Annotated in this window: 19 protein-coding genes and 1 riboswitch; of the genes, 8 read left to right on the forward strand and 11 right to left on the reverse strand. The window is 63.0% G+C overall.

Annotated features, from left to right (window positions below; translation table 11 throughout):
- Positions 1 to 107 precede the first annotated feature (107 nt).
- From CSQ93_RS07225 to CSQ93_RS07235, 3 genes are read right to left on the reverse strand one after another with little or no spacing between them, the layout of a single operon-like run.
- Entirely contained in the window at positions 108 to 908 is an 801-nt protein-coding gene (locus tag CSQ93_RS07225) for an alpha/beta fold hydrolase (protein ID WP_099377449.1), read from the reverse strand.
- A 58-nt stretch (positions 909 to 966) separates the two neighbouring features.
- Positions 967 to 1,662 carry an HAD family hydrolase gene (locus tag CSQ93_RS07230; RefSeq protein WP_099377450.1) on the reverse strand — a complete coding sequence of 232 codons (696 nt, stop codon included), beginning with the start codon at positions 1,660 to 1,662 and terminating at the stop codon, positions 967 to 969.
- 21 nt (positions 1,663 to 1,683) lie between these two features.
- Positions 1,684 to 2,445, reverse strand: coding sequence for a sulfite exporter TauE/SafE family protein (locus CSQ93_RS07235; RefSeq protein WP_035819546.1), 762 nt, complete (start codon positions 2,443 to 2,445; stop codon positions 1,684 to 1,686).
- Positions 2,446 to 2,595: 150 nt separating this feature from the next.
- Here CSQ93_RS07235 and CSQ93_RS07240 point away from each other — a divergent pair, with 150 nt between their 5' ends.
- Positions 2,596 to 3,531, forward strand: coding sequence for a LysR family transcriptional regulator (locus CSQ93_RS07240; RefSeq protein WP_099377451.1), 936 nt, complete (start codon positions 2,596 to 2,598; stop codon positions 3,529 to 3,531).
- Between the two features lie 12 nt (positions 3,532 to 3,543).
- Here CSQ93_RS07240 and CSQ93_RS07245 read toward each other — a convergent pair whose 3' ends face one another.
- Together CSQ93_RS07245 and CSQ93_RS07250 are read right to left on the reverse strand one after the other, a co-directional pair.
- Positions 3,544 to 4,278: a hypothetical protein gene (locus tag CSQ93_RS07245; protein WP_158301161.1), complete on the reverse strand. Its 735-nt coding sequence runs from the start codon at positions 4,276 to 4,278 to the stop codon at positions 3,544 to 3,546.
- 73 nt (positions 4,279 to 4,351) lie between these two features.
- Entirely contained in the window at positions 4,352 to 6,772 is a 2,421-nt protein-coding gene (locus tag CSQ93_RS07250) for a DNA internalization-related competence protein ComEC/Rec2 (RefSeq protein WP_099377453.1), read from the reverse strand.
- Between the two features lie 208 nt (positions 6,773 to 6,980).
- Here CSQ93_RS07250 and CSQ93_RS07255 point away from each other — a divergent pair, with 208 nt between their 5' ends.
- Together CSQ93_RS07255 and CSQ93_RS07260 are read left to right on the forward strand one after the other, a co-directional pair.
- Entirely contained in the window at positions 6,981 to 7,814 is an 834-nt protein-coding gene (locus tag CSQ93_RS07255; RefSeq protein ID WP_099377454.1) for a class I SAM-dependent methyltransferase, read from the forward strand.
- A gap of 1,189 nt (positions 7,815 to 9,003) precedes the next feature.
- Complete coding sequence (locus CSQ93_RS07260) at positions 9,004 to 10,989, forward strand: helicase-related protein (RefSeq protein ID WP_099377455.1); 1,986 nt, start codon at positions 9,004 to 9,006, stop codon at positions 10,987 to 10,989.
- 16 nt (positions 10,990 to 11,005) lie between these two features.
- Here CSQ93_RS07260 and CSQ93_RS07265 read toward each other — a convergent pair whose 3' ends face one another.
- From CSQ93_RS07265 to CSQ93_RS07290, 6 genes are all read right to left on the reverse strand, one after another.
- Positions 11,006 to 11,479, reverse strand: coding sequence for a T6SS effector amidase Tae4 family protein (locus tag CSQ93_RS07265; protein WP_158301162.1), 474 nt, complete (start codon positions 11,477 to 11,479; stop codon positions 11,006 to 11,008).
- Between the two features lie 94 nt (positions 11,480 to 11,573).
- Entirely contained in the window at positions 11,574 to 12,815 is a 1,242-nt protein-coding gene (locus tag CSQ93_RS07270; protein ID WP_099377457.1) for a PQQ-dependent sugar dehydrogenase, read from the reverse strand.
- Between the two features lie 4 nt (positions 12,816 to 12,819).
- On the reverse strand, positions 12,820 to 13,617 hold the full coding sequence (locus tag CSQ93_RS07275; RefSeq protein ID WP_099377458.1) for a TatD family hydrolase: 798 nt from the start codon (positions 13,615 to 13,617) through the stop codon (positions 12,820 to 12,822).
- Positions 13,618 to 13,626: 9 nt separating this feature from the next.
- A complete protein-coding gene (lolD, locus tag CSQ93_RS07280; RefSeq protein WP_076571574.1) occupies positions 13,627 to 14,352 on the reverse strand; it encodes a lipoprotein-releasing ABC transporter ATP-binding protein LolD in 726 nt (241 codons plus the stop codon).
- A 16-nt stretch (positions 14,353 to 14,368) separates the two neighbouring features.
- Positions 14,369 to 15,634, reverse strand: coding sequence for a lipoprotein-releasing ABC transporter permease subunit (locus tag CSQ93_RS07285; protein WP_099377459.1), 1,266 nt, complete (start codon positions 15,632 to 15,634; stop codon positions 14,369 to 14,371).
- A 32-nt stretch (positions 15,635 to 15,666) separates the two neighbouring features.
- A complete protein-coding gene (locus CSQ93_RS07290) occupies positions 15,667 to 16,944 on the reverse strand; it encodes a lipoprotein-releasing ABC transporter permease subunit (protein WP_099377460.1) in 1,278 nt (425 codons plus the stop codon).
- Between the two features lie 162 nt (positions 16,945 to 17,106).
- Here CSQ93_RS07290 and CSQ93_RS07295 point away from each other — a divergent pair, with 162 nt between their 5' ends.
- The 5 genes from CSQ93_RS07295 (at position 17,107) to CSQ93_RS07315 (ending at position 23,940) form a co-directional block, all read left to right on the forward strand.
- Positions 17,107 to 18,171, forward strand: a complete 1,065-nt coding sequence (locus CSQ93_RS07295) for a hypothetical protein (protein WP_099377461.1) — start codon at positions 17,107 to 17,109, stop codon at positions 18,169 to 18,171.
- A complete protein-coding gene (gene recJ, locus CSQ93_RS07300) occupies positions 18,168 to 19,868 on the forward strand; it encodes a single-stranded-DNA-specific exonuclease RecJ (protein ID WP_099377462.1) in 1,701 nt (566 codons plus the stop codon). Before CSQ93_RS07295 ends, recJ begins: the two co-directional genes overlap by 4 nt.
- Positions 19,869 to 19,888: 20 nt before the next feature.
- Positions 19,889 to 20,302: a fosfomycin resistance glutathione transferase gene (fos, locus tag CSQ93_RS07305; protein WP_099377463.1), complete on the forward strand. Its 414-nt coding sequence runs from the start codon at positions 19,889 to 19,891 to the stop codon at positions 20,300 to 20,302.
- A 274-nt stretch (positions 20,303 to 20,576) separates the two neighbouring features.
- Positions 20,577 to 20,663: riboswitch (cyclic di-GMP riboswitch) on the forward strand.
- Positions 20,664 to 20,746: 83 nt separating this feature from the next.
- Positions 20,747 to 23,365 (forward strand): S53 family peptidase, encoded by a 2,619-nt coding sequence (locus CSQ93_RS07310; protein ID WP_099377574.1) that lies wholly within the window; start codon positions 20,747 to 20,749, stop codon positions 23,363 to 23,365.
- 137 nt (positions 23,366 to 23,502) lie between these two features.
- Entirely contained in the window at positions 23,503 to 23,940 is a 438-nt protein-coding gene (locus CSQ93_RS07315) for an MbcA/ParS/Xre antitoxin family protein (protein ID WP_071076812.1), read from the forward strand.
- Positions 23,941 to 23,942 lie beyond the last annotated feature (2 nt).

The raw sequence follows: 23,942 nt of genomic DNA on the forward strand, positions 1-23,942 counted from the left end.
GAATGGCTGGGGCCGCACGCCTGCTGCAGGCACGGCCCGGATGGCAGGATTTTACGCGAAAATCCGCCGCTGTTGGCCCCCATCCCCTGAAAATCCTTGGCGATCGGCTATTGTTTCGCCAGCAATGCCGTGATCATCTCGCGCACCACTTGCGCCGTCAGTTCCGGGTCCTCCATGGGAAACAGATGGCCGCCCGGCACCTGGCGGAAAAACTTGCCGACCAGCTTGCGCGTGGCCGTCAAACCCGCCTGGCGGCATTCCACCGATTCCGTGCCGCCGATAAAACCGATGGGCACGGGAAAGCCATCCTTGACGAGGCCGCCAATATGATGCGGCAAGCTGCGGTACACCTGCGTTTCCACTTCGCGCGTAAAGCGCAGCTGCACCCCTTCCGGATGGGGCACCAGGCCGTTGTCGATGTAGTCGCGCAAGACCTGCGGCGCCCAGACGGCGAACATGTCCTTGGCCGCGAAATGTTCATACGCGGCTTGCGCATCGGGCCACAGCTTGCGCCGCCGGGCTGAAAAACGTGACGGCGAGAACCGCTCGCCCAGCGCCGTGTTGCGCGCCAGGCGCACCAGCAAGGCGCGCCAGCCCGCCACCACGGGCGAATCGAGCAAGACCACGCAGCGCACCAGATCGGGCCGCTGCTTGGCCACCATCACGCTGAGCATGCCTCCCAGCGAATGGCCGACGAGGATGACGGGCGCGCTGTAGCGGCGCTCCAGCTCGTCGATATACTCGCGCACCAGCTCGGGCCAGCCCGTGCTGACGGGGTACGCGGGGTCGTGCGCATGCATGTCGAGCGCCTGGACGGTGTAGTGCTGGCCCAGCAGGCCGAACAGCTTGCGGTAGGTGCCGGCAGGATAACTGTTGGCATGGGCAAAATGCAGTTGCGGGAGAGTCATCGTAGGGCTGTGCCGGTGAATGCGATAAACAATTGTAATGGCATGCCGGCAAGACGGATCAGAGGAAGGCCTCTAATTGTCCCTGCGACCGCGTCATGCCGGGCACGAACGAGGCCAATACCTCGCCCAGCTCGGCGTTTGAATCCACCACGCAAAAAGCGTCGTCAAACGCGTGGTGACGGTTCATCTGATTGCGCACGACGATGCATTCCAGTCCGGCCGCATTCGCGGCGCGCAAGCCGCGCGGCGAGTCTTCGACGGCCACGCAGTCGGCGGCGGCCAGGCCCAGCCGCTGCAAGCCCAGCTGGTAGCCGTCGGGCGCCGGCTTGCTGTCGCCATACATTTCACGCGTCAGCACGAAGTCGAAGTGGCCAAGCAAACCGGTGGCCGCATGGCTGATCCGGAAATGCTGTTCGTAGGCACTGGTGACCACGCCCATGGCCACGTGCGGGCGCAGCGCCGCCAGCACTTGCCCGATGCCGGGCATGGCCAGCCGGCGCGCCTGGCGCAGGCGCTGCGCAAACAGCACGGTGCGCTCGGCCCGCAGGCGTTCGACCAGCTCGATGTCGTGGCCCTGCCCCAGCAGCACATGCCAGGCACCGTAGTTATTGTCCAGGAACCAGTCAAAAAATTGCTTCGGCGTCAGGTCTATGCCGTAGGGCAAGAGCAAGTCGCGGTTGCTTTCGTAAAACAGCTGCTCGGTGTTGACCAGCACGCCATCGTTGTCCCACAGCACGCCCTGGATGGTTTTCATGGCTTGTTGTCGTTCAAAAACTTACTTGAAGAAGATGTCGTAAGACAATTTCACAATCAGCAGCACCAGCAGCACGAGGAAGAGGATGCGCACGAAGGCGGCGCCGCGGCGCACGGCGATCCAGGTGCCCGTCAGCGCGCCCAGGATATTGCACACAGCCATTGGAGCAGCCACGGCGTAGACCACGTGACCGGCGGGAATGAAGAAGGCCAGCGCAGCCACGTTGGTGGCGATATTCACCAGTTTCGAGCAGGCCGAGGCGAGGATGAAATCGAAGCCGAAGACGCGGATGAACAGGAAAATCAGGAAGCTGCCCGTGCCTGGACCGAACAGGCCGTCATAAAAGCCGATGGCGCCGCCGATGACGATGGCGAGGATGCGTTCGCGCGGACCGATGGGGCGCGCTTCGCGCGTCGTGCCGAAATCCTTCTTGATGAAGGTGTAGATGGCCATGATGATGATCAACACCAGCACCATCGGGCGCACCACCTGCTGCGGCACGTAGGACACGGCGGCCGCACCAATAAACGACATGATGAAGGCGCTGGCCACGGCCGGCAGCACCAGCAACCACGGAATGTGCACCTTGCCAACGAAGGAACGGGCGGCAAACGTGGTGCCGCAGGCGGACGCCAGTTTATTCGTGCCCAGCAACGAGGTCGAGGCCATGTTCGGCATCAGGTTGAACAGGGCCGGCAGCTGTATCAGCCCACCCCCGCCTACGGCGGCATCGATCAGGCCGGCAAAGAAGGCAAATAAACACAGCAGCGAGATGGTCAGCATGATAGGCAAGGAGGAATGGGCGACAGCGGCAGTATAGGCGCCGTGGATTTTTCCGGATGCAACTTCATGTTGCGGAAAACGCAATCAGGCGTAACGCTTGACGGAATGCGCTCCATGCGGTCTACTGGCCTCTTTTGCCGGGAGTCACCGATGTCGATGAAACTGATGTGGGAGATCCGCGCCTTCTGTACCGTAGTCGAAAAGCGCAGCTTTATCCACGCGGCGCGCATGCTGGGACGCTCGCCGTCCGCCGTCACGCGCGCCATCCAGTTCCTCGAAGACGCCATCGGCGCCGAGCTGATCCTGCGCACGCAAAAGCAGTTCACCCTGACGACGGCCGGCGAAACGTATTACGCGTCCGCCAAGCACTTGCTGGAAACGCAGGCCGAGGCGGAAGACCAGTTGGCGGAATTGAGCAACTCGCCGCAAGGCTGGGTGCGCCTCTCGGCGCCGGAAATCCTGTCGCTGGGTTTCTTGCCGAAGGTGGTAGCGCAATTTTCGCGCGACTACCCGAACGTGTCGGTGGACATCCATTTTTCGGACAAATCGATCGACCCCATCCAGGAAAAGCTGGACTTTGCCATCCGCGGCGCCTTCCCTCAGTCGAGCGAGCTGATCGGCTACCCACTGTGGAATTACCGCCGCTACATGTACGCCTCGCCCGATTATATCGAGCGCATGGGCGCGCCCGAGGAACCGGAAGAGCTGGCCAGCCACGACATCATCATGCACTCGGCCCCCCGCATCCTGCGCGACTGGCATTTCGTTTCCAGCGAACGCAACGTGCGCTACCAGGTGCAACCGCGCTTCCGCTTCACTTCCGGCATCGCCACGTTCCAGGCGGCCCTGGAAGGCGCCGGCATCGTGCGCCTGGCCAGCTGGCTGGCCGAGCCCGCCGTAGCCGCAGGCACCCTGCGCCGGGTCTGCACGGCGTATCGGCTGACTTCGTCGAAGGAACTCGACCCCAGCATCCATGCCGTTTACGGCACGTCGAGGATGGCCAAAGGGGCGCGGCTGTTTCTGGAATATGTGCGGCAGCGGGGGCTGGAGATACCCGATGAGAGGATGCAATGGCTATCTGACTAACCGATTTCCAAGTCAAGATTCAGAAGTTGCCTTCCTCTCTGATCGCGAGCGTTTTCCCTCCTTTTGCGCGGATATGGTCTTAAGGGCCGCAAGAATCTGTTGAAGGTCACGGATACCTGTTCTAACAATCAGTGCACCGGACAGTACGCCTATCACAGTGGCTGACACATAAATTTCAGCATACTGCTTCACAGCCATAGGCAACCCCAAGGCATCACCTTTTAACATCAATACCAATGCCGTTCCCAGCAAACCAAAGATACGGGCTATATCGAGCCACTTCTCCCACACAATTAGATAGGCATCCAATCGTCTATATTGTCCGATTAAAACTGCGTTCGGAATGGCTCGAAACCTAGCAACGAGGTCACGCTCTCTAAGATACTGCCGATCCAATTGCTGGGCCATGAATTTACTAGGGCTCGTCAAACTTCGAATCAGCTTCCAAACGTCCCATAGCGTTACTACTATCCAAGTGACCCACATGATAAGCAAACAGATAAGTGAAGCATTGCTTAGCAGCTCGCGGTTCCACCAGTTCATTTCATGCGCCAAAAGTAATACCAAAATTACTAAAAAACAGCATCCTAGTATCGAAAGGGAAATTTTCCATGAAGTAGGCGTTTTTTTCTTCTCGCTATTGGACAACAAAGTAATCCATTCCGAAAAGCTTGGTGGTCGATGAAACAGTGCAATTTCTTTGGCATCAGGCCCATTCGTTTCATGGGGGTAGCGATAATTATTCATTTTAAAAATATACGAGTTAGTAAATGGGAAGAGTGATCGGCCAAGGGATATATTATAAAATTGCCTTACAGCATTAATAATACCAATACCGCGGATGCATGTCCCGATACCGCGTCACAGCTATCCCCTCCCCAAACTCCAGCACCACCGCCCCTTCCACATCCGTGCGCAGCCGGGCAATCCCCAGCTCGCCATAGCGCGCATACACTTGCGCCTTCGGATGTTTATAGCGATTCCTGTGCCCGACCTGAAAAATCGCCAGGGTCGGATGGACGGCGTTCAAAAATGCCTGCGTGGAAGACGTCCCACTGCCGTGGTGCGGTGCCAGCAGCACGTCGGCGGCAAGTTCGCCTTCGGCGGAGCGCGCCAGCAACTGCGCCTCCTGCGCCGCCTCGATGTCGCCGGCCAGCAAGATTGAATGTTTCCCTGCCGTGATTTTTACGGTGCAACTACGGGCGTTCGGCTTCAGTGCAATGTCCATGTGACTGGCGGGCAAGGGGTGCAGCATGGCGAAGTGCACGCCTTCCCACGTCCAGCTCTGGCCCGCCATGCAGTGCAGATAGGGTTTGTGCAACTCCCGTCGCGCCTCGACGGCCGGGTGGCCGTCGAACAGGGACGAGGCCAGCCAGCCCACTTGCACGTTTTCCAGCAGCGACACGGCGCCACCCGCGTGATCGAGGTCGCTGTGAGAAATGATCACGCCATCGAGTTTGGCGATGCCGCGTGCACGCAGGTAAGGCACGATGACCCTGCTGGCGCCATCGGAATCGAGGCTGTAGGCGGGGCCCGTGTCGTACAGCAGGCGGTGGCCATGCGTTTCCACAAACACGGCCATGCCTTGTCCCACATCAAAGGCCGTGATCCACATGTGGCCGGGCGGAGGGCTGGACGGCAAGGCCGTCAGCAGCGGCAGCCAGCCCAGCATGCCCGCCCAGCGGTGCGGCCATCCGCGTGGCGCCAGCAGCCAGCCAGTGCCAAACAGTGCCCAGCAAAAACTCCACCATGGTGGCGCGGGCGCCGTCCAGATGGCAAAGCGGCGCGCGCCCAGCCATTCCAGCACCTGCGCCAGCATCTGCACGATGGCGTGCGCCAGCAACAGTAAACCGTCAGACAGGGGCGCCGGCAGCAGGCTGCCAGCCAGGGACAAGGGCGTGACGACCAGGCTGATGATGGGGATGGCCAGCGCATTGGCGACGGGAGACACCAGCGACACTTGCGAGAACAGCAGCATCGTCAACGGCACCAGCCCTACCGTGACCACATACTGCGTATGCGCGCCCAGCGCTACGGCCGCGCGCAAACGGCGCCAGCGGCCGGCCTGCAGCGGCATCGGCGCAGTGGTGCGCCCTGCCGTGGCGTACAGCATAGTGGCGACGGCACCGAACGACAGCCAGAAGCCAGGCCACAGCACGGCCCACGGGTCGAGCAGCACGACCACACCCAGTGCCAGGCACAGGATATGGCCTATGCTGGTGATGCGTTCCAGCCACAGGGCCAGCGCCACCACCAGCAACATATACAAGGTGCGCTGCGCGGGCACGCCAAAGCCGGCCAGCAGCACATACAAAAATGCCGCCAGCGCGCCGGCCAGGGCCGCCACCTTTTGCGCCGGCAGTCGCAGTGGCAGTTGCCGGTCGGTAAAAAACGAGCGGCGCCACAAGGCACCCGCCCCCATGGCAAACAGTCCCGCGATCATGGTGATGTGCAAGCCTGAAATCGAAATCAGATGGCTCACGCCCGTGCGGTTGAACACTTGCCAATCCGACTGGGGAATGGCGCGCTGGTCGCCCACCACCAGCGCCACGATCACGCCCGCATACTGCCTGTCTTCCAGGCTGCGCAAGATGCGCGCGCGCAGGGCCGCGCGACTGGCTTCCACCACGTTGCCAAAGCCGGGCACGAAGGCGGCCAGGCGCACGTTCGGCGTATCGGCGCGCGGCTGCGGCCGCACATAGCCCGTGGCGCGCACGCCCTGCTCCAGCAGCCACGCTTCATAGTCAAAACCCATGGGATTGGCGTTGCCGTGCGGACGCTGCAGCCGCACCGTGAGGCGCCAGCGCTCGCCCGGCTGCACGTCGCCCACCTCGTTCGTCACTTCATCACGAAAACCTGCGTACCAAGACAGGGCGATCAAGGGCGGCACCTTCGCCCCAACAGCCTTTTCCACGGCAAAATTGAAGCGCACGCCCTGCTCGAAGCGGTACGGCAGGCTGGCTACCGTACCCGTGACAACAATGTCCTGGCCTTCATCAGCCAGCGCCAGTTGCGGCGCCATGGCGGCCTGGGCCAGCCAGGCGGCCCAGTAAAAACCCAGTCCCACGCCAGCGGCAAGCGTAACAACGCAACGCCAGTGCGCGTAGTGGCGCAGCGCCAGACTAGCAATAAACCCTACGCCAGCGATCACCCACAGCAACGTGCCCGCCTGCGATGGCAAGCTTGCCTGCGTCTGCAACCAGGCGGCGCCAGCGGCAAAGCCGAGTATCAGGGTGCGCATGAGAAGGCAGGATCAAGGCAGAATCTTCGCTCGCTGCGAAAGGGGCTCAGCTACTATGATCGCTTTCCACGCCTTGCCCTCTGATCTGGCGCAATGGTGCCTTGAATAAGAAAGCTCAGGCATGCCATTCGGCAGCACCGCTGGCGAAACTTTCCGCATGCTAAGATGACCATCCGGCGCCCAGGCGCCACGACTTTGCGGACCCTGCATGACCCCACTGACTGCGGCAGAAACCTATTTGCAGGACTTTCATCAAAGACAAGTGAGCGTGACCAGCGCCGCGTTTGCCCATCTGCCGGCCAATTCCCCCGCAGGCACTTGGGCCTCGTCCTACCATGTACTGACCAGCCAGATACCGGCTGTGGATACGCCATTGAGCGTGCTCGACCTGGCCTGCGGCGACGGCTATCTGCTGGGCTTGCTGGCAGCCAGACGGCAGCCGCAGCTGCAACTGCTCGGCGTCGACATGAGCCAGGCGGAACTTGCCGTCGCGCGCGCAGCCCTGCCCGCCTCCGTGCAACTGCTGCAAGGCCGCGGCCAGGCTCTCGACCTGCCATCGGCCAGTATCGATTGTCTCGTCTCGCACATGGCACTGATGCTGATGGACGACATCGAGCAAGTTATGCGCGAAATCCGCCGCGTGCTGCGTCCCGCTGGCCAGTTCGCGGCCATCGTCGGCAGGACGTTCTTGCTGGGTGAAGTGAACGACGTTTTCATGCGCGTGTTCAAACCGATCGCCAGCACCGAGCTGCTGCCGCTGCGCTTCGGCGACCGCCGCACGGGGTCGGAAGCCGGCTGGAGGGAACTGCTCGATGGCAGTTTCGCAGATGTTGAATTTGACGACATCGACGTCCCATGGACGCCCACGCCGGGCGAACTGTGGGCCGCCCTGCTGGACACCTACGATATCGACCGCCTGGACGACGGCGGCAGGCAGCGCCTGCGCGGCGCGTTCATGGATGCCGTGACGCCACTGCAAGCCGGTGACGGATTGATCGCCACCGGCTGGGGACTACGGGCCATACGCGCACGGGCAGCCTGAACTGCCATCGATGCCATGGCTTGCTGGCGTCAGAGGCAACAGGCTACGATAGTTGCTGCCGCGGCGCGCAGTACTCCTTCTGTCAATTGCAGGTTTGCTGGCAAGCGGACCGCTCGGCGTTGCACTCAGCTTGAGCGGTACCGCCAGCAATGCAAGCCCGCCATTCGGCGGCGCAGGCGCTAGCGCAGCTTGCAAAGGCTGGCGTCGCAGTCACCGCCAAACCGAGGCCTGACGCAAAAAGAAATGCAGCGAGCTTTTTATTCATGGAGTTCTCCCAAAGTCGGATGGCTGATAAATCCCTGCGCGCGCCATCCTCTGGCGCAGGGTCACATACACAGGTATGTCGAGTGTCATCGCAAGCTGGCTGTGCGTCAGCGCGAAGTGAAAAGTATTGCGGTCGCCAGCGCATCCTGGAGCACCGTCAAATCAAAGCCGTTCATATAAAACGCGGCGCGCCTCATTCGATAACCAGAATAATGCCGCACATCGCCGTCAATTTCAGCTATTTTGAAAACATGCCAAAAATCCCCTTGTAAAATATGATGCCATCATCAGCTCGACTTTATTAATTGTCAAGTTAATTCGATTCATTTCGCACCGGCGGATAATTTCTCACGCAATGAAAAATACAGACGCGATAAGGAAACGATCCCGCCGTGCTTAATTTCAAATCGACAGCGTGGTAAGGCGCGTTCAGTCATGCCAGATGCTGCTGGCACCACGGGAGCGTGGCGATAATTAGCCACTGCCGGATGCGTGCAAGAGAACACCTGCGACCTCGCATCCAGAAAAACAATCTGCACATGATACGAATATCACCACCGTGGATATCAATAGAAACTTACTCTTTGTTATTATCGACGCTACGGCAATTAAAGTTTCACAATTAAATTTAACAAATCAAACGAACTTAATGAAAATATATTTAAAAATTCAGCCGAATAAAAATGGAACAGGAAAAATACGATAAGCGAAAAGTACCAGATATCGCATTCCGATTCCACGCTCAAGCAAGGTGACTCGCCAGAATGGAAGCGCCGCTCTCAATGCCTGCCAGTTGCTTATCCGGCACAAAGAATCATCGCTTTAAAAATCAGTGCTCTTGTGACAGCCGCACGGCGCACGGGGTAAGGTCTTTGTCCTGCACACGGTATAATCGGCCTCGCTTACTTCAACACCCAGGCACGACATGACTTCCTCCGCACTTCCCCCCGATACTTCCACCGACATTTCCGACAGCAGCGAAGACAATAACGACGCCACCCTGGTCGCGGAACTGGGGGAACTGGCCGAGCATATCCGCCTGGTGAAAATGGAAGGCCGCGTCTTCGTGCGCTTTTCCGGCGTGGTCAAGGCTGGCCATCTCGTGGTGCCGTATGCGCTGGTACCAAGCCAGGGCGTGCTGGCACGGCCGGCCAAGTGGCGCAAGATGGACCGCGAGACCAAGCTGGCCCTGGTGCGCGAACGGGCCAGCGCGGCCGTGTTCGAGGAACTGCGCCAGCACGTGATCGATTTCGTCGCCGATATCGCGGGCTTGAGCGAGGATGTGGACACGGACCCGATGGTTTTCCTGCACACGCTGGCCGACATGCAGACGTCCGAGCCGGCCGGCATGGTGTTCGACCGCATCCGCCAGCGCTTCAATCACGCCATCGAGCGCCAGCAGGAAGAACAGCATGCGGCGCGCACGCGCCAGAGCATCAACCTGGCCGAGTATCCGGCCTCGTTCGAAATGGCACGCCGCCTGCCGCGCCGCTTCATCGCCCTCTTGGGTCCGACCAATTCCGGCAAGACGCACCGCGCCATGGAAGCGCTGGTCAAGGCGAAAAGCGGCATCTACCTGGCGCCCCTGCGCCTGCTGGCCCTGGAAAACTACGAACGCCTGCAGGAAGCCGCGCCGCACGGCAAGCCGCTGGCCGTGAGCCTGATCACGGGCGAGGAGCGCCGGGTCGTCGACGGCGCCACGCACGTGGCCAGCACGGTGGAAATGCTGGACACGAAAACCGTCGTCGAGGTGGCCGTCATCGATGAAATCCAGATGCTGGCCGACCCGGACCGGGGCGCCGCGTGGACGGCGGCCGTCTGCGGCGCGCCCGCCCACACCGTCTACCTGGTAGGGGCGCCCGAAGCGCGGCACGCCATCGAGGCGCTGGCCGAGCGCCTCGACTGCCCTTTGGTCGTGCATGTATTAAAACGCATGGCGCCCCTGTCGATGGAACCGAGCGCCGTGCGCAAGGTGCGCAACCTGCGCCGCGGTGACGCCGTCATCGCCTTTTCGCGCCGCGAAGTGCTGATGTGGCGCGACATGATCACGGAAACGGGCCTGTCGGTGGCTACCGTCTACGGCAACCTGTCGCCCGAAGTGCGGCGCGCGCAGGCGCAACGCTTCCGCGACGGCACGGCCGATATCGTCGTCGGCACGGATGCGCTGGCGATGGGCCTGAACATGCCGATCGCGCGCATCGTCATGACTACCTGCGTCAAATACAATGGCCGGGAAGAGGAAGAGATTTCGGCCGCGCTGGCGCGCCAGATCGCCGGCCGCGCGGGCCGCTACGGCGTGCATGAAGAGGGCCTGGTGGCAGGCTACGACAACGAGACGCATGAAGTGATGCGCGCCCTGCTGAAGGAAAAGCTGCATCCGCTGAACACCAGCGGCTTTGCCGTGGCGCCCTCGCTTGAACATCTGCACCGCATTTCGTCGGTGACGGGCGAACTGTCGCTGTCAAAACTGCTGCGCCGCTTCATCCACAATATCGACGTGCCGGACGGCTTCTTCTTCCCCCGCATCACGGAAGACCAGAAGGAGCGCGCCGTCTGGCTCGACACCCTGCCCCTGTCCGTGGCAGACAAGTTCACCCTGTCGCTGGTGCCGATATCGAGCAAGGTGCCCTCGCTGCAAACGGCGTGGGAACACTGGGCGAGGAATCTGTCGCAGGGAAAAACGAGCACCTTGCGCCAGCACGCGTACGGCGGCGGCACGCAGAATTTGCAGCAGGTGGAAGACACCTGCCGCTACTACTCGGCGTATGCGTGGCTCAGCTACCGCCTGCCCGAATTCTTCCCCGATATCGCCGTGGCGCAAAATCTGTCGCGCGACGCGTCCGAGCGGGTCGATTCCATCCTGCGCGCGCACAATGCGGCGTCGCGCGGACGCTCGAAGAAGTTCAAATAAGCGTAAAAAGCAAGCGTCAACCGAGTGGCCAGAACCAGACCTCGCCACAATCCCAGTAGCATTCGGTGCCGCACACCTTGGCGCCGATGGATGGCAGCAGGAGGTCGATATGGCCGCCCGCGCCGCCCAGGTAGCCGGGGATGCGGAAGAAGGCGACCAGGCCCTGGCGCTGGCCAATGCCGGCCATGGCCGCATCGCGGCTGAATTTTTCGGGCGCGCCGAACATCGACGGGCTGGCCAGCATGTGCGCCAGCTTGGCCTGTCCCGGCTCGATCAGCGCGCCCTTGAATGGCCCCTTGCGAATCGCCATGCGGCCTTTGACCTGGACGCCGGCCTTGATCAGGGCCAGGCTGACGCGGATGGCGCAGGTATTGGCAAAGCTGTCCTTGCCGATCAAGTCTTCCCAGCCGATTTCGCGGAACAGGGCCGCCTGATCGACGGCGGCCACGCTCGCGTAATTTTCACGCAGCTTGATGAATGCAGGTTTCACGTCAGCCTCCCGTCGCCCCTGGTCGACAGGGAACCTCAGGCCGATTGTAGAAGGATGCGGCAAACCCGCACTGAGCGAGGTCAAGCGATATGCATTACGGCTTGGCCGCCGCGTAATGCAGTTTCAGCACCAGCCCATTGTGATCGTCGGCCATATAGATATCGCCATCCTGCCCCTGTTTCACGTCGACGGGCGCGCCCCTGCCCTGCTTGCCCTTGCGTTCCCAGTTGCTGATCAAGTCGACGGACTTGCCCAGCGGCGCGCCGGCCTTGTCGGGCAGCAGGGCGACCAGGCGGTGACCGTTGCTGCGGTAGCCGTGGTAGCCGATAATCAGGCTATTCTTGTACAACGCCGGGTAGCGGCTGGCCGTATAAAAGGTCATGCCCAGCGGCGCGGCATGGCCGGGCAACAGACGCTGCGGCGCCGCATATTGGGCGTCGCATGCCGTCTTCGGATATTCAGGGCTGGCGACGTTGTCGTCGTAGCAGTAGGGCCAGCCATAGTGCCGGTCGGCCTTGATCAGATTGAGTTCTTCGTGCGGCAGGTTTTCGTCGCTTTTCAGTTGCGGCATGGCCGCCTGGATGGCGTCGCGCGAGTTTTCCGCCTGCCACAGCTCGCCCGTCGCAGGGTGGAAGGCCAGCGCCATCGAATTGCGCAAGCCGCGCGCATGCGTGCGCCAGCTCGTCACCGTGCCGGCTGGCCACGCCATCGTGTATTCGCGGATGGCGCCCAGCGCTTCCGGGCCTTCCGCCGAAGGACAGGCTTTGGCCGGATCGGGCGCCTTGCCATCGTTCTCGCAATGGTCGGTGCTCGAGCCCACGTTCACATACAGGTCGCCCTTGGGGCTGAAACGCATGTTCGTCAACAGGTGCAAACCGAGGCCCGGCAGGCGCGGCGTCTTGGCCGTGCCGCCGATCACGTCGGTCAGCGTGCGCGTGGTGTCGCGCAAGTCGAAACGGAAAATACGTCCCACTTCGCCCACGTAGACCATGCCGTCCGGTCCCTGCACGATGCCGTTCGGACGATCGAGCTTGTCGAGCAGCAGCTTGCGCTCGTAGCCGGCGCCAGCCGCCTTCGGCTGCAACAGCCATAGTTTACCCTGCTTCGGCGCCCATCCCGCCATGTCCGTGACGAGAATGTCGCCATTCGTCAGCGGCAGCACGCCGCGTGGGAATTTCAGGCCGTCGGCCAGCACGGCCACGCAAAAGCCGGCCGGCGTGCTGACGTCGAGACGGGGCAAGCCGTCGCACTGAGCGCTGGCCGTCGCCGCCATGGCGGGCGCAAACGCGCCGGCAAGGCTGGCTGCCAGGGCGCCCGCAAGCATTTTCTTGTTCATGGTCTCACTCCATCAGGGGTAATCGGGGCATCACGGCGCGCGCATTGGCGCTGGTGGCAGCTGCTACTTGCGCAATATCAAGGCCGCGCAACCCGGCCAGCACGGCGCCGATGCGCGGCAATTCTTCGGGACTGTTGCGGCCAGGGTGTATCCAGGCAGGGGAAATGTCGGGCGCATCCGTCTCCAGCACGATGGCGTCCAAAGGCAGGTCCGTGGCCATGCGGCGTATCTGCAAGGCGCGGGTAAACGTCATGGCGCCGCCAAACCCCAGCTTGAAACCGAGATCGATATAGCCTTGCGCCTGCTGGAAGCTGCCATTGAACGCATGCGCGATGCCGCCGTTCGGGCGGATCTGGCGCGCGTGCTTGAGGACGATGTCCTGCGAGCGGCGCACGTGGGTCAGCACCGGCAAATCGAAGTCGCGGGCGATCTTCAGCTGCTCGCGCAAGAAATGCTCCTGTTTGGCGCGCATGGCAGGTTCGCACAGCATGGGGAGGAAGAAATCGAGGCCGATCTCGCCGATGGCGACAAAACGCGGGTCGTCCATGGCCAGCGCCACGGCTTCGCGCAGGGCGATCAATTCGTCTTCCGTGGCGTGCGGCACGTAGATCGGGTGTATGCCAAGGGCATAACAGGCGTTGGGCGCCGTTGCCGCCAGATCGCGCACGATGGCGAAATTGGCCCGTTCGACGGCGGGAATGACGATCATGCCCACGCCCTCCTGCTTGGCGCGTGCCGCCACCTGCAGCGATTCGCTGCCGAATTCATGCGCGTCGAGGTGGCAGTGCGTGTCGATCCACATGGCGATTCCTTAATATTGGTACGGCTGCAGCCCTTCGTCCGTCAGGCGCAGCACGCGGTCGCAGCGCCTGGCCAGCTCGATATCGTGCGTGACGATGACAAACGCCGTGCCCAGGGTGCGCGACAGCTCCAGCATCAGGTCGAAAATCTGTTCGGCCGTGGCGTGATCGAGGTTGCCCGTCGGTTCATCGGCCAGCACGCAGGCCGGCTGCGTGACGAGGGCGCGGGCCAGGGCCACGCGCTGGCGCTCGCCGCCAGACAATTCACCCGGAGTGTGCGTGACCCGCTTGGCCAGGTTCACGCGCGTGAGGATTTGCTGCGCCAGCTCGGTGGCCGGCGCGCGCTTCATGCGGCGGATCATCAAAGGCATGGCGACGTTGTCCAGCGCGGAAAACTCGGGCAGCAAGTGGTGGAACTGGTAGACGAAGCCCAGCGAAGCGTTGCGCAAGTCGCCGCGCGCCTTTTCGCTGAGGGTGGCGAAGTCCTTGCCCAGCAAGGTCACCTTGCCGCTGGTCGGCGTATCGAGGCCGCCCAGCAGGTGCAGCAGCGTCGATTTGCCCGAGCCGGAGGCGCCGACGATGGCGACGCGCTCGCCGCGGTGGACGTCGATGTCGATGCCGGCCAGGACCTGCACCTTGTAGCTGCCCTGCGTGAAAGTCTTGCCCAGGCCGCGGCAGGAAAGGACGGCGGAATCGGCGGAAGCGCCGTTGGAGGCAGGTTTGTTCAGATCGGTCATGGTAGTCGTCAGTGGTTTATTCATAGCGCAGGGCTTCCGCAGGTTTCACGCGGGCAGCCCACCAGCTTGGGTACAGGGTCGCCAAAAAGGCGAGGATCACGGCCAGCACGCCGATCTTGGTGACGTCGGGCCAGCGCAGGTCGGACGGCACGGTGCTGATGAAATAGATGTCCTTGGAGAGGAACTGCACGCCCAGCAAATGCTCGATGAAGGGCACGATGACGTCGATATTCATCGCCACCAGCACGCCGCCGCCGACTCCCAAAATCGTGCCCAGGATACCCACCAGCGCGCCCTGGATCATGAATATCTTCATGATGGAGCGAGGGGAAGCACCCAGGGTGCGCAAAATCGCGATATCGGCCTGCTTGTCCGTCACCGTCATCACCAGGGTCGACACGAGGTTGAAGGCGGCCACCGCGATGATCAGGGTCAGGATGATGAACATCATGCGTTTTTCCGTCTGCACGGCGGCGAACCAGTTGGCGTTCAATTTGGACCAGTCGCGCAGCCACAGGTCGCCAGGCATGGTCTTTTTCAGTTCCGCCGCCACTTGCGGCGCCCGGTTCATGTCGGCCAGGCGCAAACGCAGGCCGGATGGACCGTCGAGGCGCAGCAGGCGCTGGCCGTCTTCGATGTTGATGAAGGCCAAACCGGCGTCGAATTCATTGTGCCCCGCCTGGAAGATGCCGCTGACGGTGAAGCTGCGCATGCGCGGCAGCACGCCGGCCGGCGTGACCTGGCCCTGGGCCAGCATCAAGGTGACTTTTTCGCCGAGGTTGACGCGCAGGGCGCGCGCCAGCTCGATGCCCAGCACAATATTGAAGGTGCCCGGCTGCAGCGCCTTGAAGCTGCCCATGCGCGTCTGGCCGGCCACGTCGGAGACATTCGGCTCTTCCTCGGGCAGCACGCCACGCACGATGGCGGGACGCAGCGCATCGTCGCGCAGCAGCATGCCTTGCGTTTCCACAAACGGCGCGGCGCCTTTGACGGCCGGATTTTTAAAGGCCTGCGCCGCTTCGGCGCGCCAGTCCGGCATGCTGCCGCTGTTGTCGAACACTTCCACGTGGGCCAGCACGGACAGCATGCGGTCCGTCACTTCCTTCTGGAAGCCGTTCATCACGGACAGCACGACAATCAGTGCCGCCACGCCCAGGCCGATGCCGGCCATGGAAATGAGGGAGATGAAGGAGATAAAACTGTTGCGGCCACTGCGCTTGCCGGCCCGCGTGTAGCGCAAGCCGACCAGCCATTCGAAGGGCAAATTCTTGAAAATACTCATTATGCAGGCGGTCTTTATCGTTTCTTGATGTGTTATTCGTAGCGTAGCGCCTCGGCCGGCTTGACACGCGCGGCGCGCCAGCTCGGGTAGATGGTCGCCACCAGCGCCAGGCCAAAGGCGATCAGGCCGATCTGCGCCACGTCCAGCCAATGCACGTCGGACGGCACGGCGCTGATCTGGTAGATTTCCTTGGAGATGAAGTGCAGGCCGAAGATGCCTTCGATGAAGGGCACGATGACGCCCACATTCAGCGCCAGCACGACGCCGCCGATCACGCCCAGGGCACTCCCCAGCAAGCCGACCAGCGCGCCCTGGATCATGAAAATCTTCATGATGGAGAGCGGCGAGGCGCCCAGGGTGCGCAGAATGGCGATGTCGGCCTGCTTGTCGGTGACCGACATCACCAGGGTCGAGACAAGGTTGAACGCGGCCACGGCGATGATCATGCTGAGGATGATGAACATCATGTTCTTCTGGCTTTGCACCAGCGCATACCAGCTGGCACTGGCGCGCGACCAGTCGCGCATCCACAGCTGGCCCGGCATCGATGCCTTGAGTTCGCGCGCCACCTGCGGCGCCTGGTTCATGTCATGCAGGCGCAGACGCAGGCCGGACGGGCCGTCGAGTTGCAGCAGCTGCTCGGCGTCCTGCATGTTGACGAAGGCCAGGCTGCCATCGAGTTCATTATGGCCTGCCTCAAAGATGCCGGCGACCTTCAGCGCGCGCATGCGCGGCATGACGATGCCATTGGCCGGGTCGCCCGCCCTTGGCTCGCGTTCCAGCATCAATGTCACGTTCTGCCCCACTTTCACGTCGAGCGCCTTGGCCAGGTCGATGCCCAGCACGATGTTGTACGAGCCTGGCGTGAGGTCCTTGAAACTGCCCTGCTTCATCTGGCTCGCCACGCTGGAGACGGTGGCTTCCTGCTGCGGCAGCACGCCGCGCACGACGGACGGGCGCATGGTTTCGTCGTTGAGCAGCATGCCCTGCGTTTCCACGAACGGCGACACGGCTTTCACTCGCGGGTTGGCGTAGGCGGCGCGCTCCTGCGCCTGCCAATTCGGCATCGAGCCGCTCGTATCGAACACCTCGACGTGGGCCAGCACCGACATCAAACGGTCCGTGACTTCCTTCTGGAAGCCGTTCATGACGGAGAGGACGACAATCAGGGCGGCTACGCCCAGGCCGATGCCGGCCACGGAAATGAGGGAAATGAAGGAAATGAAGCTGTTGCGGCCACTGCGTTTCCCGGCGCGCGTATAGCGCACGCCGACCTGCCACTCGAAAGGAAATTGTTTGATAATGCTCATGCGCTCCCGCGACAACGATGATATGCGAGCGCGCAGTGTGCCACACAAATGGTATTTCATGCGCGAAACACATCACCGTGGCGCCATTTTTGCTGCACGCGCGGCCAAGGGGAAAACCACGGGGACTACTCCCCCAGCGCCACAATCGCCTACAATCTCGGGATGAATCAACTTACCCTCGTCCTGCCCTTCGCCTTGCCCAATGCCGAACTGGCTGCCGACCTGCTCAAGGTCTTGCAGGCGCCCGCGCTGGCGGCCCTGCTGTCGCGCACCTCCAATTGCAATTTAGAAACTTTTGACAACGCCAACCGCCTGCTGCCGCACGAAGCGTGGCTGGCGCATGCCTTGACCCTGTCGCCCGCGCCCAACGGCGAGGCGGCGCTGGCGGCCTTTGCGGCCCAGGCCATGCGCGGCTACGGCCTCGTGCCGGAACCGGGCGCGCGCTACTTCCTGCTGCATCCGGCCCACCTGGCCATCGCCCGCAGCCATATCAGCCTGGAAGACTTGCGCCAGCTCAAGCTGAGCGAGTCCGATGGCCGCACCTTGTTCGACACGGCTCGCCCGTATTTCGACGAAATCGGCCAGCCCCTGTCGTATGGCGACGCGGGCACATGGTTCATGCGCGCCGATGGCTGGAGCGACTTGCAGTGCGCCACGCCGGACGCCGCCACCACGCAAGACCTGTCCGTGTGGATGCCGGAAGGCGAGCATGCGCGCGCCGCGCGCCGCCTGCAAAACGAAGTGCAGATGCTGTGGCACGAACATCCCGTCAATGCGGCGCGCGAAGAGCGGGGCTTGAAAGCCATCAATTCCTTCTGGATCTGGGGCGCCAGCCTGGCCACGGCGGAATCTGCATCTGCACCGGCGCGCTGCGCGGCCAGCCTGTATACCAAGGACGCACCGGGCTGGCTGGCCGCGCTGGCGGAACCGGCGCGGCGCGATGCCAGTCCAAACAGTGTGCTGGCAAGCGAACAGGATGCGATCGTCGTGCTGGGCGGCTTGACCGAAGCGGCGCAGGCTCAGGAATGGGGCATGTGGCTGCAGCAGTTACAGGCACTGGAAGCGGACTGGTTCGCGCCCCTGCTGGCGGCCGTAAAAGATGGCCGCCTGGGCCAGCTGCGCCTGGTGCTGAGCCACCGCGACGCCTGGCTCGATTGCACCACCAGCAAGCATGCGCAGCGCAAATTCTGGCGCGTGATTACCTTGAACAAGTTGAAAGCATCATGACCCGTACCCGCATCGCCACCCGTCCCTGCCCTTACCGCGAATCCGAATTGCTGCGCCAGGGCGGCATCCACCCCGTGCTGGCCCGGCTGTACGCGTCGCGCGGCCTGTCCGACGCGACAGAACTGTCGAGCGAACTGGCGGCCCTGATACCGCCGTCCGGCTTGCTGCACATTGGCGCGGCCGGCGTTTTCCTGGCCGACGCGATTGCGGCCAAGAAACGCATGGTCATCGTGGCCGACTACGATTGCGACGGCGCCACCGCCTGCGCCGTGGCCATACGCGGCTTGCGCGCCATGGGCGCCGACGTCGATTTCATCGTGCCCAACCGTTTTGAATACGGCTACGGCCTGACGCCGGAAATCGTCGAACTGACGGCCCGCGAAAAGTCGCCCGACATCATCATCACCGTCGACAATGGCATCGCCAGCATCGATGGCGTGGCCGAAGCGAACCGGCGCGGCATCCAGGTCGTTGTCACCGACCACCATTTGCCGGCCGACACCCTGCCCGACGCGGCCGTCATCGTCAACCCGAACCAGCCGGCCTGCGGTTTTCCCAGTAAACATCTGGCAGGCGTGGGCGTCGTGTTCTACGTCTTGCTGGCCCTGCGCGCGGAAATGCGCCGGCGTGGCATCTTTGATGCGCAAACGCAACCCAAGCTCGACAATCTGCTCGACCTGGTAGCGCTGGGCACGGTGGCCGACGTGGTACGCCTCGATACGAATAACCGCATCCTCGTCGCCCAAGGCCTCAAACGCATGCGCAAGGGCAATATGCACGCGGGCGTGGCAGCCCTGTTCCGCGTGGCGGGCCGCGAAGCGCGCAGCGCCACGCCGTTCGACCTGGGCTTTGCCCTGGGACCGCGCCTGAATGCGGCCGGCCGCCTGCAAGACATGTCACTGGGCATCGAATGCCTGGTCACGGACGACGAAGGCCGCGCCTGGGCGCTGGCGCAGCAACTGAACGACATCAATCTGAAGCGGCGCGAAATCGAAGCGGAAATGCAGGATACGGCCCTGCTGCACCTCGATGACTTCGAGCCGGCCAACAGCAGCACCATCAGCGTCTTCGATGAGTCGTGGCACCAGGGCGTGATCGGCATCGTGGCCTCGCGCCTGAAAGAAAAATTCTACCGCCCGACCATCACGTTCGCGCCCGGCGCCGATGGCTGGATCAAGGGTTCGGGCCGCTCGATCCCCGGCTTTCACTTGCGCGACGCGCTCGACCTCGTGTCGAAACGGGCGCCCAGCCTGATCGACAAGTTCGGCGGCCACGCCATGGCGGCGGGCTTGACCATCCGCGCCGACGCCTTCGACGCGTTTTCCAAGGCCTTCGAAGCCGTGGGCCAGGCCTGGCTCAGCCAGCAACAGCTGGAACGGGTCGTGGAAACGGACGGCCCGCTGGAAGACGCGTATTACACGACGGCCTTCATCGAGCTGATGGATGGCCAGGTGTGGGGCCAGGGCTTCGCCCCGCCCGTCTTCTGCGATGAATTCCGCGTCGTCAGCCAGCGCATATTAAAAGAACGCCACTTGAAACTGCTGCTGGAAAAGAACGGCGTGCGCTTCGATGCCATCTGGTTCGGGCATACGGATGCCTTGGGCGAACGCACGCGGGTGGCATTCCGGCTCGATGCGAATGAATACAATGGCACGACCAAGGTGCAACTCATGGTAGAGCACGCCGAACCTGTGTAGTGACACCTGAAAGCAACACCATGCTGACCGGTCTGAATCACCTCACCCTGTCCGTGCGCGACCTGGCGCGCAGCGTCGCCTTTTACCGCGACATGCTGGGCCTGCGCCTGCATGCGCGCTGGGAAAGGGGGGCGTATCTGTCGGCCGGGGACTTGTGGCTGTGCCTGTCGCTGGACGGGCAAGACGCGGCTGCGCTGGCCAGCACCGCCTACACGCATTACGCGTTTTCCATTTCCCAGCAAGACTTTCCTGCCTTTGCCACCCGCCTGCGCGCCGCTGGCGTCCCCGAATGGCAGCAAAACCGCAGCGCCGGCGATTCCCTGTATTTTTTCGATCCGGACGGCCACCAGCTGGAAGCCCATGCGGGCAGTCTGGCGCAGCGGCTGGCCGCCTGCCGCGCAGCGCCGTATCCAGGCATGGTGTTCGAGGATTGAAGCTGGGCACATCGCACATTCAATAAATTCGTTAAATTCGTTATTCTTCAGAAAGACAAGCACCGTGATTGTGAAAAAACACTGTCATGCATCGATACACCCCTGATAACCTTGCTTTTAAGACTTAATTAAGCTGACAAGATTCCATTCATCAATAGGTAAATTTGCCACATTTTATTGCATAAATAAAAATATTGATTGAAAATAGTTAACACTTATTTGGCAAATTCACTAGAATTGATGACGCATCAGGAAATTCCCAATGATGCATGATCAGTTTTGAGGGCAAACCCGTCGAAAGGCGGGGACGCAAAGCCACCGGCCTACCGCGCGCAAGCGCCATGGCAGCGGGGCTGCCAATGCAGGGCCGGGACCGCCAGCGCGCGGCGCCAGCCTGGATGCATTGTCGAGATGTGGCCCTCGCCCAACTCGGAGAATTTCGCCATGAAAAAATGCATTCCCCCGCATCCCCGTCACGGGCGCCTGCTGCTCGGTGCTTCTGCCGCCCTCCTGCTGGCCGCGTGCGGCCCCGGCCAGGAGACCTCGACGCCACCTGCCGCCATCGCCACGGCCGCGACACAGTTCACTGTCGAGGTTCCCGTCATCCCCGCCGCCGTCGGCGCGCTGGTGGTGCAACCGATGTTCCATGCGGCCCCGGCCCTGCTCGATGCGCCTGACGGGCGCGACAGCGCCAACAGCAGCGGCTCGGCCCACTGGCGGCCGCATTTGCAGCGCGTGCCCGGCGCCATGACGGAAGTGGGCACGCGCCGCCTGACGGCGCAAAAAATCGCCGTCGCGGAACAGGCCGCGCAAGACATCGCACCATTGCTCGATGGCGGCGCGAGCGACATCGCCACCCCGATGGCCGGCAGCAGCGTGGTGGCGACCTATTCTCCCGCGCAAATCCGCGCCGCCTATGACCTGCCCGCCCTGCCGGCGGCGGGGACGGCGCTGACGCCAGCCCAGGCGGCACAGCTGGGCGCGGGGCAGACGATCTACATCGTCGACGCCATGCACAACCCGAACGCGGCCGCCGAACTGGCCATCTTCAACCAGAAATTCGGTTTGCCAGGCTGCACCACCAAGGCCATCGCCACGAATGCCACCCTGCCGCTGCCGCCCGCCCCGGCCAGCGGCTGTGAATTTTCCGTTGTCTACAACACGCCATCGAGCACCATGACGGCCACGGCGCCCGCCTATAACTCGGGCTGGGCCATGGAAATCGCGCTCGACGTGCAGTGGGCGCATGCCACGGCGCCGCTGGCGCGCATCGTGCTGATCGAGGCGCCCGACGCGTCCATCAACAGCCTGCTGGGCGCCGTGCGCCTGGCCAACCTGATGGGACCTGGCGTCGTGTCGATGAGCTTTGGCGCTGCCGAAGGCAACTGGACGGCTTCCGTCGACAGCGCCTTCACGGGCAAGAACATGAGCTACCTGGCCGCCACGGGCGACTCGGGCAGCGGCGTGTCCTGGCCTTCCGTATCGTCCAACGTGCTGGCCGTGGGCGGCACCACGCTCAGCTACAGCGGCAGCGGCGTGCGCAGCGAAACGGCCTGGTCCGGCACGGGCGGCGGCATCAGCGCCTACACGGCACTGCCCGCTTACCAGACGGCCAGCGTGCCCGGCCTGACCAACCTGCTGCGCCGCAACGTGGCCGACGTGGCCTTCAATGCCGATCCCGCCACGGGCCAGTACACGGCCGTGATGACACCGGGCAGCAGCACCGCCAGCTGGCTCAGCATCGGCGGCACCAGCCTGTCCACGCCGCAATGGGCCGGCCTGATCGCCATCGCCAACGCCAGCCGCGCGCTGCAGGCGAAGACGGCGCTCGGCCTGGCGCACAGCATGCTGTACGGCCAGATCGCCAGCGTGCCCGGCACCTTCGCCAGCAGCTTTGCCGACATCACGCGCGGCAGCAACGGTACCTGCGGCGTGTGCACGGCCAGGGTCGGCTACGACCCGCTGGGCGGCCTGGGCACGCCCAACGTGAAAAGCCTGCTGACCAGCCTGTCTGGCACGCAGATCGCACCGACCGCCCCCGTGGTGGCGCCAGCCAGCATCAGCGGCGCAGCCGGCAAGCCGCTGTCGTTCACCGTCTCGGCCAGCGCCGCCAATCCCCTCAGCTACACCATGCTGGGCGCGCCGGCCGGCATGAACATCGCCGCCACGGGCGTGGTCAGCTGGGCCGCCCCCATTGCGGGCACGTATGCCGTGACCATGGTGGTCAGGGATAGCGTCAGCGGCCTCAGCGGCCAGGGCGTGTACGCCATCGTCATTACCTCCGTTGCGCCGCCCGTCGTCGGCACCGGCGCCATCACGGGCAAGGTTGGCACGGCGCTGGCGTTCAATGTCAGCGTCTCCGCCCCCAATCCCGTCAGCTACACGCTCGCCGGCGCACCGGCCGGCATGAGCATCAGCAGCGCCGGGCTGGTGAGCTGGGCCGCGCCCGTGGCCGGCACCTATGCCGTCACCGTCACGGCCAAGGACAGCAAGACTGGCCTGAGCGGCAAAGGCATCTATACGGTGGCCATCGCCGCCCCGCTGCCACCCGTGGTGACAGTGTCCAGCGTCAGCGGCAAGCCGGGCGTGGCCCTGTCGTTCACGGCCACGACGGTGGCGCCCAACCCCGTCAGCTACAGCCTGTCGGGCGCGCCGTCCGGCATGAGCATCAATGCCGCCGGCGTCGTCAGTTGGGCCAGTCCCGTGCTGGGCAGCTACAGCGTCACCGTCATCGCCAAAGACAGCAAGACGGGCTTGACGGGCCAGGCCGTGGCGACGGTAAAAATCGCCGCCGCCGGTCCCACGATCAGCGCCGCCGCCATGACGGGCGTGGCCGGCAAGGCCATGAGCGGCAGCATCGTGCTGGCGGCGCCGGGCGCGAACGCGCTGTGGATCTCGATCACCGGCGCGCCGCTGGGCATGCAGTTTTCCATGAGCGGCATGACCATCACGGCCCGCTGGCCCCTGCCGGTGACGGGCAGCTACACGCTGAAGGTCGTGGCGCTGGACAATAACGGCTTGACGGCGCAACTGAGCGTGCCGATCACCGTCACGGCAAGATAAACGAACGCGGCCCGCCAACGGGGCGCTCCGGGACTTCCGTCCTGGCGCGCCCCGTTTTGCATGCGCGCGGCCGTTGCAACGAATCCTGAAAAGGAGTATAAATAGTCCATAAACAGAGTTTTATCGAAGGACATGCCATGAATCTCGCCTACGCCTACCCGAAAAGCCGCTTCGAACCGGCCGTGCTCGTCGACCTGAATGCCAAGGCCGAGCGCGAGCGATTGTCGCAGGCGGCCCTGAAGGGTTTTTTCAAGCTGGCCGCCGCCTGGAAACTGCGCGACGACGATGCGCGCGAATTGCTGGGCGGCCTGTCCAGCAGCGCCTGGTACGAGTGGAAGAAGCACCCGGACCGCGTGCTGGAAGTGGACCGCATCACGCGCATTTCCTATTTGCTGGGCATTTATAAAGCCTTGCACATCCTGTATGGCGACAAGCTGGCCGACGAATGGGTCAGTTTGCCCAACAAGAACCCCATCTTCGGCGGCCGCACGCCCCTGTCGCAGATGCTGGCCGGCGGCTTGCTGGCCATGCAGACGGTGCGCAAGCTGCTCGACGCGCGCCGCGGAGGACTGTGATC

The organism is Janthinobacterium sp. BJB426, from assembly GCF_002735705.1.
In the GTDB taxonomy this organism is placed as follows: Bacteria; Pseudomonadota; Gammaproteobacteria; order Burkholderiales; family Burkholderiaceae_D; genus Janthinobacterium.

What these genes read in the sequence shown, in the direction of transcription:
- CSQ93_RS07225 (WP_099377449.1), bottom strand. Translation starts at nt 908, where the DNA reads ATGACTCTCCCGCAACTGCATTTTGCCCATGCCAACAGTTATCCTGCC.
- CSQ93_RS07230 (WP_099377450.1), bottom strand. Translation starts at nt 1,662, where the DNA reads ATGAAAACCATCCAGGGCGTGCTGTGGGACAACGATGGCGTGCTGGTC.
- CSQ93_RS07235 (WP_035819546.1), bottom strand. Translation starts at nt 2,445, where the DNA reads ATGCTGACCATCTCGCTGCTGTGTTTATTTGCCTTCTTTGCCGGCCTG.
- CSQ93_RS07240 (WP_099377451.1), top strand. Translation starts at nt 2,596, where the DNA reads ATGTCGATGAAACTGATGTGGGAGATCCGCGCCTTCTGTACCGTAGTC.
- CSQ93_RS07245 (WP_158301161.1), bottom strand. Translation starts at nt 4,278, where the DNA reads ATGAATAATTATCGCTACCCCCATGAAACGAATGGGCCTGATGCCAAA.
- CSQ93_RS07250 (WP_099377453.1), bottom strand. Translation starts at nt 6,772, where the DNA reads ATGCGCACCCTGATACTCGGCTTTGCCGCTGGCGCCGCCTGGTTGCAG.
- CSQ93_RS07255 (WP_099377454.1), top strand. Translation starts at nt 6,981, where the DNA reads ATGACCCCACTGACTGCGGCAGAAACCTATTTGCAGGACTTTCATCAA.
- CSQ93_RS07260 (WP_099377455.1), top strand. Translation starts at nt 9,004, where the DNA reads ATGACTTCCTCCGCACTTCCCCCCGATACTTCCACCGACATTTCCGAC.
- CSQ93_RS07270 (WP_099377457.1), bottom strand. Translation starts at nt 12,815, where the DNA reads ATGAACAAGAAAATGCTTGCGGGCGCCCTGGCAGCCAGCCTTGCCGGC.
- CSQ93_RS07275 (WP_099377458.1), bottom strand. Translation starts at nt 13,617, where the DNA reads ATGTGGATCGACACGCACTGCCACCTCGACGCGCATGAATTCGGCAGC.
- lolD (WP_076571574.1), bottom strand. Translation starts at nt 14,352, where the DNA reads ATGACCGATCTGAACAAACCTGCCTCCAACGGCGCTTCCGCCGATTCC.
- CSQ93_RS07285 (WP_099377459.1), bottom strand. Translation starts at nt 15,634, where the DNA reads ATGAGTATTTTCAAGAATTTGCCCTTCGAATGGCTGGTCGGCTTGCGC.
- CSQ93_RS07290 (WP_099377460.1), bottom strand. Translation starts at nt 16,944, where the DNA reads ATGAGCATTATCAAACAATTTCCTTTCGAGTGGCAGGTCGGCGTGCGC.
- CSQ93_RS07295 (WP_099377461.1), top strand. Translation starts at nt 17,107, where the DNA reads ATGAATCAACTTACCCTCGTCCTGCCCTTCGCCTTGCCCAATGCCGAA.
- recJ (WP_099377462.1), top strand. Translation starts at nt 18,168, where the DNA reads ATGACCCGTACCCGCATCGCCACCCGTCCCTGCCCTTACCGCGAATCC.
- fos (WP_099377463.1), top strand. Translation starts at nt 19,889, where the DNA reads ATGCTGACCGGTCTGAATCACCTCACCCTGTCCGTGCGCGACCTGGCG.
- CSQ93_RS07310 (WP_099377574.1), top strand. Translation starts at nt 20,747, where the DNA reads ATGAAAAAATGCATTCCCCCGCATCCCCGTCACGGGCGCCTGCTGCTC.
- CSQ93_RS07315 (WP_071076812.1), top strand. Translation starts at nt 23,503, where the DNA reads ATGAATCTCGCCTACGCCTACCCGAAAAGCCGCTTCGAACCGGCCGTG.